The organism is Tardiphaga sp. 42S5 (assembly GCF_034044155.1).
Lineage (GTDB): Bacteria > Pseudomonadota > Alphaproteobacteria > Rhizobiales > Xanthobacteraceae > Tardiphaga > Tardiphaga robiniae.
On sequence record NZ_CP139027.1, the window covers coordinates 3,387,665 to 3,400,636 of the forward strand.

14 protein-coding genes are annotated in these 12,972 nt (G+C 64.8%); 10 read left to right on the forward strand and 4 right to left on the reverse strand.

Features of this window, described 5'->3' with window-relative positions; genetic code table 11:
* Positions 1-172: 172 nt before the first annotated feature.
* Together SFY93_RS15620 and SFY93_RS15625 are read right to left on the reverse strand one after the other, a co-directional pair.
* On the reverse strand, positions 173-505 hold the full coding sequence (locus SFY93_RS15620; protein WP_320443759.1) for a hypothetical protein: 333 nt from the start codon (positions 503-505) through the stop codon (positions 173-175).
* Between the two features lie 112 nt (positions 506-617).
* Entirely contained in the window at positions 618-1,424 is an 807-nt protein-coding gene (locus SFY93_RS15625; RefSeq protein ID WP_320443760.1) for a S1 family peptidase, read from the reverse strand.
* A gap of 73 nt (positions 1,425-1,497) precedes the next feature.
* Between SFY93_RS15625 and SFY93_RS15630 the strand changes: the two genes are divergently transcribed.
* From SFY93_RS15630 to SFY93_RS15675, 10 genes are all read left to right on the forward strand, one after another.
* Positions 1,498-2,067, forward strand: a complete 570-nt coding sequence (locus tag SFY93_RS15630; protein ID WP_320443761.1) for a head-tail connector protein — start codon at positions 1,498-1,500, stop codon at positions 2,065-2,067.
* Complete coding sequence (locus SFY93_RS15635) at positions 2,064-2,384, forward strand: head-tail adaptor protein (protein ID WP_320443762.1); 321 nt, start codon at positions 2,064-2,066, stop codon at positions 2,382-2,384. Before SFY93_RS15630 ends, SFY93_RS15635 begins: the two co-directional genes overlap by 4 nt.
* A gap of 78 nt (positions 2,385-2,462) precedes the next feature.
* Positions 2,463-2,873: a DUF3168 domain-containing protein gene (locus SFY93_RS15640; RefSeq protein ID WP_320443763.1), complete on the forward strand. Its 411-nt coding sequence runs from the start codon at positions 2,463-2,465 to the stop codon at positions 2,871-2,873.
* Positions 2,874-2,885: 12 nt separating this feature from the next.
* Positions 2,886-3,293 carry a phage major tail protein, TP901-1 family gene (locus SFY93_RS15645; RefSeq protein WP_320443764.1) on the forward strand — a complete coding sequence of 136 codons (408 nt, stop codon included), beginning with the start codon at positions 2,886-2,888 and terminating at the stop codon, positions 3,291-3,293.
* A 176-nt stretch (positions 3,294-3,469) separates the two neighbouring features.
* Entirely contained in the window at positions 3,470-3,796 is a 327-nt protein-coding gene (locus SFY93_RS15650) for a gene transfer agent family protein (RefSeq protein ID WP_320443765.1), read from the forward strand.
* A complete protein-coding gene (locus tag SFY93_RS15655) occupies positions 3,793-4,020 on the forward strand; it encodes a rcc01693 family protein (protein WP_320443766.1) in 228 nt (75 codons plus the stop codon). The genes SFY93_RS15650 and SFY93_RS15655 overlap by 4 nt, the downstream gene beginning before the upstream one ends.
* Positions 4,013-4,582 (forward strand): phage tail tape measure protein, encoded by a 570-nt coding sequence (locus SFY93_RS15660; RefSeq protein ID WP_320443767.1) that lies wholly within the window; start codon positions 4,013-4,015, stop codon positions 4,580-4,582. Before SFY93_RS15655 ends, SFY93_RS15660 begins: the two co-directional genes overlap by 8 nt.
* A gap of 184 nt (positions 4,583-4,766) precedes the next feature.
* Positions 4,767-5,405 carry a phage distal tail protein, Rcc01695 family gene (locus SFY93_RS15665; RefSeq protein ID WP_320443768.1) on the forward strand — a complete coding sequence of 213 codons (639 nt, stop codon included), beginning with the start codon at positions 4,767-4,769 and terminating at the stop codon, positions 5,403-5,405.
* A complete protein-coding gene (locus tag SFY93_RS15670; protein WP_320443769.1) occupies positions 5,402-6,268 on the forward strand; it encodes a phage/gene transfer agent baseplate hub protein in 867 nt (288 codons plus the stop codon). Before SFY93_RS15665 ends, SFY93_RS15670 begins: the two co-directional genes overlap by 4 nt.
* A 704-nt stretch (positions 6,269-6,972) precedes the next feature.
* A complete protein-coding gene (locus SFY93_RS15675) occupies positions 6,973-10,497 on the forward strand; it encodes an autotransporter domain-containing protein (protein WP_320443770.1) in 3,525 nt (1,174 codons plus the stop codon).
* Positions 10,498-10,874: 377 nt separating this feature from the next.
* Here the strand turns inward: SFY93_RS15675 and SFY93_RS15680 are convergent, their stop codons facing one another.
* Together SFY93_RS15680 and SFY93_RS15685 are read right to left on the reverse strand one after the other, a co-directional pair.
* Positions 10,875-11,636 carry an SDR family oxidoreductase gene (locus SFY93_RS15680; protein ID WP_320443771.1) on the reverse strand — a complete coding sequence of 254 codons (762 nt, stop codon included), beginning with the start codon at positions 11,634-11,636 and terminating at the stop codon, positions 10,875-10,877.
* Positions 11,637-11,670: 34 nt separating this feature from the next.
* Entirely contained in the window at positions 11,671-12,909 is a 1,239-nt protein-coding gene (locus SFY93_RS15685) for an MFS transporter (RefSeq protein WP_320443772.1), read from the reverse strand.
* Positions 12,910-12,972 lie beyond the last annotated feature (63 nt).

A 12,972-nucleotide genomic window follows, 5' to 3' on the forward strand; every position in this document is an offset into this window, starting at 1 on the left:
CTAGCTAGGGAGGCATTTCGGAAATGCAGTTCACAAGAATGAGAGACGCCACTATCACAATGTCGCAGGCAATGCTGTCGCATGACAATGCTGTTGCATGACAATGCTGCCGCAGGAAAACGCTGTCGCAGTCTGAAACCTCCGCGGCCGCCGCGCCTGTTCCGCGCGGCGCTCAGCAATAGCCGTAATAGCCGCAGCCATAGGGCGCGCGGCTGAAGATCGTCTCCGACGGGGTGCCGTAATAGTTGCGGTAATAATAGGAATTCGGCTTGCCGTAATAGCCGTGCACGATGGAGGGGATGTATACCTCCGGCGCATATTGCACGATCGGCTCTTCCATCGGCCGTTCGTCCTTGACCACCACCACGCGGCGGCTCTTCACCACCGGCTCGTCGAACAGGCGGCCGATGCGGCCCTGGCCGGCCATGTCGGCGGCCTGCGCGCCCGCGATCAGGGCAGCGGTTGAAATGGCCACGGAAACGGCGGGGATGAGCAGGCGCAGCATGCGGGATGTCTCCATGATTCGCGGATCATAGCGGAGAACCTTTCACGGAACTTAACGACACCTGCCTTGCGCGGCGCTTGCTTGCGCAGCGTTGCCTGAATGGCGCCTGCGATCAGAGCGGCGTGCCCCAGGCGCGTGCCGTCTGCAGGATCCAGTCGCGATACAGCGTCAGCGGCGTCACGCCGGTGAGGCCGCCGCAGCCGGCACTGCTCTTGGCGCCGGTGGACCACGACACCACGCCGATCACGATGTTGCGGCCATTTTGCTGCTGCAGCACGGGCCCGCCGCTGTCGCCGGTGCAGGCGCCGAGGCCGTCGCGCGTGTTGTCGGTCGCGGGATCGACCAGTCTTATCTGCAGCTTGCCGGGATGGCTGGTGGAGGTGAGCTGCGCCGCGCGCACGGTGCCGCCGCTCTTGCCGTCGCCGCGCGCGGCGACGCCGATGCCGGCCACGAGATAATTCTGCCCGGCGGCGAAGGGCTCGGTGGGCACGCCGAGCGGCAGCGCGGTCTTGCCGGGCAGCGGATCTGCGAGCTGCAGCAGCGCCACATCGGCGCTGGCGCGATGCGCCTTGATGCCTTCCGCATTGAACTGGGGATGATCGGCGACGCGCTTCACCGCCAGCAATTGCGGCTGCCGCTGGGCGTCATAGAGCACGATCTTGTAACTGGCGCCGGGCGTCACGCAATGCGCCGCCGACAGCACCAAAGTCGGCGCGATCAGCGCGCCGGAACAGAAATTGCCGCGCGAGCCGACAATGGTGATCACCGCGCGGCCGATCTCGTCATCGCGCACGCTGGCGCCGCCGACCAGCGCGGAAGCGGGAATTGAGATGAGCGATGCAAGCGCAATGCTGGCAATGGCGAGAGAACGAATGACGGCGCGTGAGCGCCGCGGCGTGCGGGAACCTGTCTGAATCATGGCGGGGATGTCAGCCCCGCGGACCCGCGATGTCAATTCCTTGAATGGTCACACGAGCCTCCCGGAGATCCCCATGTCCGCCCTTCTGCTGGTGCCCCCGGCAAGCGAACCGCTGTCGCTTGCCGAGGCCAGACAATTTCTGCGTGTCGAGCACGCCGACGATGACGCTGTTATCACCGCGCTGATCGCCGCCGCCCGCGCGCATGTGGAAGCGCTGACACGCCGTGCGCTGCTGACGCAGACCTGGCGGTTCATGCTGGATGCATGGCCGGCGAACGGGCGGTTCACGCCGCGCATCGGTCCGCTCAAGACGCTGCTCGTCGCGCGGGTGTTCGATGCGAGTGGCGTCGCGCAGGCGCTGGATGTCGAGAGTTTTGTCGCCGATAGCGCTGCGCATGTCATCGCGGCGCCGTGCTGGGCACTGCCCGCACCGGGGCGCGCTGTCGCCGGCATCGAGCTCGATGTGATCTGCGGCTTCGGCGCACTGGCGAGCGAGGTGCCGGTGGATCTCCTTCATGCGCTGAAGATCCTGCTGGCGCATTGGTATGACAATCGTGGCCTCGCGGCGAGCGGCGGCGGCGCCGCGATGCAGCCGGCTGGTCTGCACGCGCTGACCGCGCCGTATCGGGGGCTGTCGCTATGATTGATCCCGGACGGTTGAAGACACGCCTGGTGATCGAGGCGCCCATCGAGGCCGATGACGGGCAGGGCGGCGTTACGCGCAATTACAGCGCCGTCGCCACGGTCTGGGCCGCCGTACTGCCGGCGCGCATGACGCACGCGGTCGAGGCCGATGCCGACGGCGCGCTGGTGCATCTGCGCATCATTTTGCGCAGCGGCTTTGCGCTGACCCTGCGGCATCGCTTCATCGACGCCGCGAAAATCTATCGCATCACTGCGCTGCGCGAGATCGATGAGCGCCGGTTCGTCGAGATCGACGCCGAATGGCGCATCGACTGACGTTTTTCCTTACGCGTTTTCTTCACGCGAACCGGCATCCACTTCGCTCGAAAACGCTTTGCTCTCGAGGATCATCCCATGCCCGCAGCACACGTCGCCTTGCGCGCGGCGATCTTTGATGCGCTCAAGGCGGACACGGCGCTGGATTTCGCGCTCGGTGGTCACCGCGTTTATGACGAGCCGCCTGCCAATGTGGCGTTTCCCTATGTCACGCTCGGCGATGCGCGCATCGTCGATGTCTCCGCCGATGACGGCAATGTGCAGGAGCATCAGCTCACGCTGCATGCCTGGTCGCGGCAGGGCGGCCACAGGGAGGCGCATGTCATCACCGGCGCGCTGCTGCAGGCGCTGGACGACGCGCCGCTGACGCCGGATGGCCATCGGCTGGTCAATCTGCGCTTTGCCATCGCCGATATCCGGCGCGAGGCCGATGGCCGGACCTATCACGCCGTGGTGCGGTTTCGCGCGATCACGGAACCAGAGGATTAAAGGGAGCACGCGATGGGCGCACAGAAGGGCAAGGATCTGCTGATCAAGATCCATAACGGCACGGCATTCGTCACGGTGGCGGGCCTGCGCAGCCGGCGCATCGCCTTCAATGCGGAGATCGTCGACATCACCCATGCGGAGTCCGTGGATCGCTGGCGCGAGCTGCTGGCCGGCGCCGGCGTGCGGCGCGCCTCGATCTCCGGCCGCGGGCTGTTCAAGGACGGCGCCTCCGACGCCTTGGTGCGGCAATCGTTCTTCGACGGCACGATCAATAACTGTCAGGTGCTGGTACCGGATTTCGGCACCATCACGGGCCTGTTCCAGATCGCCAGTCTGGAATTTGCAGGGGAACACAATGGCGAAGTGAGCTTCGATCTCGCGTTGGAGTCCGCGGGCGCGCTGACCTTTGCCGCAGTGTGAGGAGCAAGAGCGCTCTCTGCTTTTCCCTCCCCCCTTGCGGGGGAGGGGCAGGGAGGGGGGTGACAACAAGCGCTGTCGCCCGGCGTTACCCCCCTCTCCAACTCTCCCCCGCAAGGGGGGAGAGGGCCTGCACAGCCTGCGGCGCCCGCGTCGCCAAATTGTCAGGAAAGATCATCATGCCCAACAGATTGCGCGGCGAGATCGCCGCCGAACTCGGCGGGCGCAGCCGCAACCTGGTGCTGACGCTCGGGGCGCTGGCGGAGCTGGAGAGCGCATTCGGCGCCGACGATCTCGCGGCACTCGCCGAACGTTTCGGCTCTGGGCGGATGTCGGCGCGCGATCTCATCCGCATCATCGGCGCCGGATTGCGCGGGGCGGGGGAGGCCATCAGCGACGACGAGGTCGCGGCCATGACCGTGCCGGGCGGCGCGGCGGGATTTGTCGGCATCGCCGCCGAACTGATATCGGCGACCTTCGCCGACACATCGCAGGCCGCGCGATGACAGCGCCCGCGCCATTTCCGCCCCCGTTTCCTTGGGCCGAGGCGATGCAATTCGGCTTCGGCGTGCTGCGGCTGTCGCCCGATGCGTTCTGGCGCATGACGCCGCGTGAACTGGCGCATGCCATCGCGGCGGTGCGCGGCCCTGTATCCACGCCGATGGATCGCGGCGCGCTCGACGCACTGATGAAACAGTTTCCGGATTCCGGGGAGCTTCTCCATGAGTGACACCAGTGACCTCTCCGCGGCGTCGAGCACGCTCGACAGCATGACCACGAAGACCGCCGGCCTGACATCCGCCGCGACGACGTTCTCGAAAGTCATGACCCAGGCCTTTTCGAGTTCGGTCGCGTCGGGCCAGAAGTTCGACGACGTGCTGAAGTCGCTGGCGCTGAAAATGTCCGACCTGGCGACGAAATCGGCGCTGCAGGCCGGCGCGGGCGCCATGTCATCGAGCATTTCCTCGCTGGTCTCGAGCCTGTTCGGCGGCGCGGGCAAGGCTGGTGTCAGCAGTCCGGTGAAGGCGTTCGCGTCGGGCGGCGTAATCGGCATGCCCAGCTATTTCCCGATGCCCGGCGGCGGCACGGGTCTGGCCGGCGAGTCCGGACCGGAAGCGATCATGCCGCTGCAACGTGCCGCGGATGGCAGCCTCGGTGTCGCCACGCAGGGCGGTGGCAACACCATCCATGTGCAGATCGCGACGCCGGATCTCGACGGCTTCCGTCGTTCGGAGAGCTATGTCACCGGCCAGATCGCGCGGGCGGTGGCCCGCGGGCAGCGCAGTCTGTGATGGATAGCGTGCGATCTGCTTACCCTCCCCTGGAGGGGGAGGGTCGTCACGTGCGCAGCGCGTGACGGGGTGGGGTGACTGTTCATCGACGGTACTTGTGGCTTTACCCCACCCCGTCTCTCATCGCGCTTCGCGCGCTGATCGTCGACCTTCCCCCTCCAGGGGAGGGTGAAGGAAGAGTCTCATGACGGTCTTTCACGACATCCTGTTTCCGCTCGATATCGCGCTGAAAAGCGCAGGCGGACCGGAGCGGCGCACGGAGATCGTGTCGTTCGGCTCCGGGCGCGAGGAGCGTAACGCACGCTGGGCGCATTCGCGGCGCCGCTACGATGCAGGCTATGGCATCAGGACGCTGGCGGCATTGCAGAGCGTGGTGGCGTTCTTCGAGGAACGGCGCGGGCGGCTGCACGGCTTTCGCTGGCGCGACCGGCTCGATCAGGCCTCGAACATCTCGGGCGGCGCGATCTCGCCCCGCGATCAGGGCATCGGCATCGGTGACGGTGTGACCGCCTCGTTTCAGTTGATGAAGACCTATGGCAGCGCTTTTGCGCCGTATCAGCGGCCGATCGCCAAGCCCGTCGATGGCAGCGTGCGGATCGCCGTTGGCGGCGACGAGATCGTGGGCAGTGCCTTCAGCTGCGACGTGACGACGGGGCTCGTGACATTCGCCAGCGGGCACATTCCGGCGGCGGGGGCCGCGATCACCGCCGGCTTCCAGTTCGATGTGCCCGTGCGTTTCGATACCGACTATCTCGAAGTCGATCTGTCGGCCTTCGCCGCCGGTGCAATCCCGAAAATTCCGCTGGTGGAAATCCGGATATGAGAACGATCCCCGCAGCCCTGCAGGCCAAACTGGATTCCGGCGTCACCACACTGGCGCAGGTCTGGAAGCTGACGCGGCGCGATGGCGTCATTGCGGGCTTCACCGATCATGACTGCGATCTCGTCATCGGCGGCGTCACCTATCGCGCCGGCACCGGGCTCGCGGCTTCCGAAGCCACGAGCCGTTTTGACCTGTCGGTGGACGGCGGCGATATCGCCGGTGCGCTGGACGACGACATCCTCACCGACGCGGATCTCGCGGCGGGGCGTTACGATGCCGCGCAGGTGGAGACCTGGCTGGTGGACTGGAGCGATGTGACGCTGCGCGTGCTCACGGCTCGCGGCACGCTAGGCGAAGTGAAGCGCGAAGGCACTGCATTCATCGCCGAATTGCGCGGGCTTGCTGCGCTGCTGTCGCAGGAGAGCGGGCGGCTTTATACGGCACGGTGCGGCGCCGACCTCGGCGATGGCAAATGCCGCATCAATCTCGCAGGCTGGCAAGGCACTGGTGCGGTCGAGGCGCTCGAAGGCGTGTCGATGTTTTCCGCGAGTGGCCTCGGTGCCTTCGCAGATGATCTGTTCACCGCGGGGCGTCTGACATGGACGAGCGGCGGCAATGCCGGACTCGCCATGGAAGTAAAGCAGCATCGCGTCACGCCGGGCCATGTGCGACTGTCGCTGTGGCAAGCCATGGCGGAGCCGATAGCAGCCGGCGATGCATTCACCGTCACGGCCGGCTGCGACAAGACTCGGGCGACCTGCCGCGATCGCTTCGGCAATGTCGATAATTTCCGCGGCTTCCCTGATATCCCCGGCAACGACTTCGTCATGAGCTATCCGACGCCCGGGATGGGTGGGGGATAAGTGCGATCAATCCGTCCCCTGAGGGATGGCGTGTGGATCCCATGTGATGCGGTGGGATCGATTCGTTGCAGGGCGATGGAGTAGACGATCACGAAACAGGCGATTGCGGCGGCGTAGAGCAGACGTTCGAGTAATGCCATCGGTGGTCCATCCGGATGAGAGACACGCTTGTCGAAGCGAGCCGGGCGGCCATCGGCCAGAACGGAGTCATTGACATTATTTGCAACTATCTCTCGGGAAGGTGAGCATGCACCTTTGCAGGCGTGCATGTGCCGGCACATCGAGGATGCGTGATTGGAAAATTATGTGGCTCCGGCGGCGATGTCGTTGCCGAACGCGCAGAAGCCGTGTTTCAGCGTGCGAAATATTTTCCGGATGATGCGCGGAATAAATCGCAACTACGGACGCGCATTAATCCATCCCTGACAGCAAAATAACGGCGCTTGCGGCGCCGTCATTTGAACCAGGGCGTGGACTCATTGGACGTCCATATCCAGTGCGTGTTCCTCCTGTGATATTAATGACGCAGTCGGCCGAATATGGCGGCGAGCCTTGTCGGATGACCGATATTGGTTGGACTCCGCGATGTTTCCCCCCACTAACCTGTTTGCACAGAACCCCGCTTAACGGGTCCAAGCACGACGGGCGCCGCAAAGGCGCAACGGAATTTCAGACGTCGCTATTTGGGCTGCGGGGAGATTTGTTTGTCTTATTTTGTAGCGTCTGAAGGCGCGCTGGAAACCGGTGCGGCCGTTGTTGCGCGCAAGCGATCGCATAGCCGCTTTGCGGCGCTGACCTTGGCCGTCTTGTCCAACCGCCTGCTGGGCACCAGCTCCATGGTGGCGCTCGGACTGGTCCTGGCAACATCGACGCCATCGCGCGCCACCGATTGGACCGGCGGCACCTCAACCGACTGGTTCATCGGCACCAACTGGTCGGCCGGCGTTCCAACCAGCGCGGTCGACGCGAATATCGACACCGTCGCGCCCAATGCCACAGTGGTCGGAGCGGCCGGCGCGCAGGCGCGTGTTCTCTGGGTCGGCATTTCCGGCACCGGCACGCTGACGATCCAGAACGGCGGCACGATGAGTAACTCCATCTTGGGCGTTCTCGGCCACATTGCGGGCTCGACCGGCACCGCGACGGTTGATGGCGTCGGCTCGGCCTGGACCAATTCCGGCGACCTCTATCTCGGCAATTTCGGAACCGGCACGCTGACGATCCGGAACGGCGGCGCGGTGAGCAACGGCATCAGCTATGTCGGCTACCGTGTCGGCTCGACCGGCACCGCGACGGTTGATGGCGCCGGCTCGTCCTGGGCCAATTCCACTAACCTCTTTGTCGGCTATTACGGCACCGGCACGCTGACGATCCAGAACGGCGGCGCGGTGAGCAACATCGACGGCGTTCTCGGCAACAATGTCGGCTCGACCGGCACCGCGACGGTTGATGGCACCGGCTCGGCCTGGACCAATTCCGGCGACCTCTATGTCGGCCGTTCCGGCACCGGCACGCTGACGATCCAGAACGGCGGCGCGGTGAGCAACGCCGGCATCGGCTATCTCGGCTTCACTGCCGGCTCGACCGGCACCGCGACGGTTGATGGTGCCGGCTCGGCCTGGACCAGCTCCAGCACTCTCAATGTCGGCTATTCCGGCGCCGGCACGCTGACGATCCAGAACGGCGGCGCGGTGAGCAACGTCGTCGGCGTTCTCGGCTTCAATGCGGGCTCGACCGGCACCGCGACGGTGGATGGCGCCGGCTCGGCCTGGACCAATTCCGGCGACCTCTATGTCGGCCGTTCCGGCACCGGCACGCTGACGATCCAGAACGGCGGCGCGGTGAGCAGCGATGTCGGCTATCTCGGCGCCACTGCCGGCTCGACCGGCACCGCGACGGTTGATGGCGCCGGCTCGGCCTGGACCAATTCCGGCAATATCTACGTCGGCGAATCTGGCACCGGTACGCTGACGATCCGGAACGGCGGCGCGGTGAGCAGCCCCGGCGTCGCCTTTATCGGCGAACTTGCCGGCTCGACCGGCACCGTAACGGTTGATGGCGCCGGGTCGTCCTTCACCAATTCCGGCCTCATTATCGGCTCTTTCGGCACCGGCACGCTGACGATCCAGAACGGCGGCACGGTGAGCAGCGCCGCCGGCTATGTCGGCAGCAATAACCTCTCGACCGGCACCGTGACGGTTGATGGCGCCGGGTCGTCCTGGACCAGTTCCGGCACGCTCTATGTCGGCAATTCCGGCACCGGCACGCTGACGATCGCCAATGGCGGCACCGTCTCGACGGCTTCGGGCACGCGGATCGCCGCTTTGGCCGGCTCGACCGGCACGCTCAATATCGGCGCCGCCTCCGGTCTGGCCGCGGTCGCGCCGGGCACGCTGACCACACCCTCGGTCGCGTTCGGGGCAGGCACCGGCCGCATCGTCTTCAACCACACCGCCTCGAACTACAACTTCGCCCCGATTATCTCCGGCGCGGGGTCTGTGGCGGTGGAGAACGGCACCACCATCCTGACCGCGACCAACACCTATAGCGGGGCCACCACGGTCAATGGCGGCACGCTGGCGGTCAATGGCTCCATCGCCAATTCGGCGGTGACGGTCAATGCCGGTGGCACGCTCGGCGGCAACGGCACCGTCGGCGGTGCTACCATCAACGGCGGCGGCGTGCTCGCGCCCGGCAATTCGATCGGCACGCTGACGGTCGGCGGCAATCTCGCGTTCGGCGCAGGCGGCATCTACCGCGTCGAGGTCTCGCCATCGGCCGCTGACCGCACCAATGTCGCGGGCATCGCGAGCCTGACCGGCGGCACCGTGCAGGCGAGCTTCCTGCCCGGAACCTATGTCAGCAAGAGCTACACCATCCTGTCGGCGGCCGGCGGCCTCGGCGGCACCACCTTCAGCGGCGTAAGCGGCAGCATGCCCGCTTTCAACCTCGGCCTGAGCTACACGTCGACCGACGTGGTGTTAAACCTCTTGGCGTCGCTCGGCGCGGGCACCTCGCTGCTGGGCAATTCGCAGACCGTCGCATCCACGCTCAACAATTTCTTCAACAATGGCGGCGCGCTGCCGCCAGCCTTTGTCGCGCTGTTTGGTCTCAACGGCAGCAATCTCTCATCCGCGCTGTCACAGGTATCGGGCGAGACCGCCACCGGCTCGCAGCAGACGACCTTCAGTGCGATGAACCAGTTCATGGGCGTGATGACCGATCCCTTTATCGACGGTCGCGGCGATCCGGTTTCAGCGGGATCGTCCGTGGGCGCATCGGCCTATGCCGAGCAGGACAAGCCGCGCTCCGCCACAGCGCGCGACGCCTATGCGATGTTCACCAAGGCGCCCGTTATGGCCGATCCGTTCGCGCAGCGCTGGAGCGTGTGGGCGGCAGGCTATGGCGGCTCGCAGACCACGAACGGCAACACGACACTCGGCTCCAACAACACGACCAGCCGCATTGCAGGCATCGCGGTCGGAGCCGACTACCGTATCTCGCCGAATACGCTGGCAGGCTTTGCGCTGGCGGGCGGTGGTACGACCTTCAGCACCGTCAATGGCGGTTCTGGCCGATCCGATATGTTCCAGGCCGGCGCCTTCATCCGGCACAATGCGGGTGCGGCGTATCTCTCCGGCGCGCTGGCCTATGGCTGGCAGGACATCACCACCAACCGCACCGTGACGGTGGCCGGTATCGATCAGTTGCGCGCGCAGTTCAACGCCAATGCCTTCTCGGGTCGCGTCGAAGGCGGCTATCGCTTTGTCAGCCCGTGGATGGGCGGCATCGGCATCGGCATCACGCCCTACGCAGCAGGACAGTTCACCACCTTCGATCTGCCGGCCTATGCCGAGCAGGCGGTCACCGGCGTCAACACCTTTGCGCTGGCCTACGCATCAAAGAGCGTCACCGATACGCGCAGCGAACTCGGCCTGCGCAGCGACAAATCATATGCGATGCCGGACGGAATCGTCACGCTGCGGGGGCGCCTGGCATGGGCGCATGGTTTCAACCCCGGCCGCAATATCGGTGCGACGTTCCAGACGCTGCCGGGTGCATCCTTTGTCGTTGGCGGCGCCGCGCAGGCCAGCGACTCTGCACTCGTCACCGCCTCCGTCGAAAAGAAATGGCTGAGCGGCTGGTCCGCCGCCAGCACCTTCGAGGGCGAGTTCTCTCAGGTCACCAAGAGCTACGCCGGCAAGGGCGTGGTGCGGTATGCGTGGTGAGGTGACGACTTCCGGTCTTGGCACTTTTCGGAAGTGCCGTAATGTCCGACTTGATTCCGGAATGCGCACCAAAGCGGACGTCCACCGACTACCCTGAATTGAGTTCGCGACATAGTTCCTGATAATGGGCGGACGATTGCAACCCGACCCGATGGGCCTCAGTCGGCGTACAGCAGGGCTCCGGTTGTTTCATAATTGCGTCGGAGGCTATGGCGGCGATCCGTTTGTCCAACGCCGGGTAGGGGTGGGATGAGCGGGTGAGCGAGTGGCCGATATGCGGGAGCTCACCGCACATGTCGCCTGCAGTCATCGCGGAGGAAGTTTCGGTTTCGATCAGGAGGGCGTTTCGGGCAGGGCCTGGCGCCATACATTGTTGCTCACTTGCCGCCAGTGACATCGAGGAACGTGCCGGTGACGAAGGACGCCTCGGCGCTTGCCAGCCACAGGATCGCCCGCGCAACCTCTTCAGGCTGACCGCCTCTGCCCATCGGGATCGAGTCTTTGACGCGATCCACCCGTCCGGGTTCTCCGCCGCTGGCATGCATGTCAGTGTAGATGTGCCCGGGGCGAATGCAGTTGACGCGTATGCCATCCCGCGCGACTTCCTTGGCGAAGCCGGTGGTGAATGTCTCAACGGCGCCCTTCGATGCAGCGTAGTCGATATATTCGCCTGGGCTGCCGAGCCGGGCCGATGCCGACGAGATGTTGATCACAGAGCCGCCCCGTCCGTTGTGACGATACGACATGCGCTTCACTGCCTGCTGGGCACAGAGGATAGGGCCAATCGCGTTGACGGCGAAGATGCGCTGCATCCGCTCGAATCCGAGATCCTCCAGCCGGGACTGTCGCGCGAGCATCGCGGCGTTGTTCACCAGCACGTCGATCCGGCCGAACACACGGTCGATCTCGGCGAATAGCTGGGCGACCTGCTCTGGATCCGAGCTATCTGCGCGCACGGGTAAAGCCCGACGCCCCGCAGCTTCGACATCAGCCGCCACCGCAAGGGCGGCAGACTCGTTGGAGACGAAGCTGATCGCCACATCGTAACCTTGCGCGGCAGCAAGCCGCGCCGTCGCGGCGCCTACGCCACGACTTCCACCCGTTATCAGAATGAGCGGCGTCTGCGAGACTGTATCCATCTGACGAACCTTCATGTGATGGTGAAATAATAATCTAGGGCTGTCCGGATGAGTGCGATGCCAGACCGATTTCGACGTCATCGCTCAGATGCCTTGAGAGTGGGATCATGAACGGGCAGATCGCCAGCGCCGTCATTGCGGTCGCGGCTGTTGCCATTGCAGGTCCGAACGCGTCGCCCAGAAAACCATAGAGAACCGGGGCACCGGCGCCCGCGCCGATGGTGCCGGTATAAAACAGGGCGAAGGCACGCGCAGTGCGATGGGGCGGGGTCAGTTCGGGAACCGTTCCATACAGCACCGATGACGTGCCATTGAGCATCACCCCCAGCGCCGGCAGAACGACAATAACCGGGATGAGTGGCAGCACTAAAACGCTGAGGATCAGAAGCGCAGTGGCAGCTTCGGTGAAGAGAACGGTGCGCCGGGTGCCGATCCTGTCGCCAAGCCAGCCGCAAGCGAACTTGCCGGCGGCTCCGCCGATGAAGAGAAGTGCCAGAGCAAAACCGCTGGTGGGAAGCGAGGCTCCTTTTTCAATCAGGAGAAATGGCAGAAAGGTGAGAAAGCCCATTCTGACGGCGCTATCGAGCATTCCGATCGCCAGGAGCCAATAGAATCCGCCCCGACTTCGACCGCTCTTGCTGGATCGTTCCTTCGGATCTGCTGCATGCCCGATGCCCACGGCCGGCATCCACACCGCCATGGCGACAGACACGGCGATGCCGGCGATAGCGAGCGCAAATACGGCATGGCGCCAGGCGATGGTGACAAGCAGCAGAGACATCAGCGCCGGGATGGCCGCCTTTCCGAGATCGCCTGTGAAATTGTAGATGCCGAGTGGCCTGCGCGCAGCGCGCCCATAAGCCCGTGAAACGGCGGCGGACGCCAGAGGGTGTTGGGTGCTCGAACCTGCGCCTGCCAATGCGAGCGCAAAGCTCAGTCCGACGATGCCACCGGAGATGCCCGCGAGAGCGTAGCCCAACGCCGATAGCGCCGTGCCGCAGCAGAGAATGAGTTTGGCATCGATCCGCTCCGCCAGATGCCCTGCCGGAATCTGCAGACATGCCATGGTGCCGGAATAAAGACCGCGAAAGATCGCAAGGACGCTATAGCTCAGCGCAAACTCGGTCTGCCAGATCGGCAGCAATACATAGATCGCGTCCGTGAAGCCGTCGTGCAACGCGTGGTTGAGCCCGGTCAGCGCAAGCGTTCGTGCGGCGCGTGTCCGGTTCGCAGGAGCCGTAGTGGTGGATGCCGTGGTCTCGTGGTGGGTCATGTGCTGTTTCTTGGGTCTTCCGGCGCACGTGCTGCAGTCGCAGAAAATCTGAAGGTTGGTGCG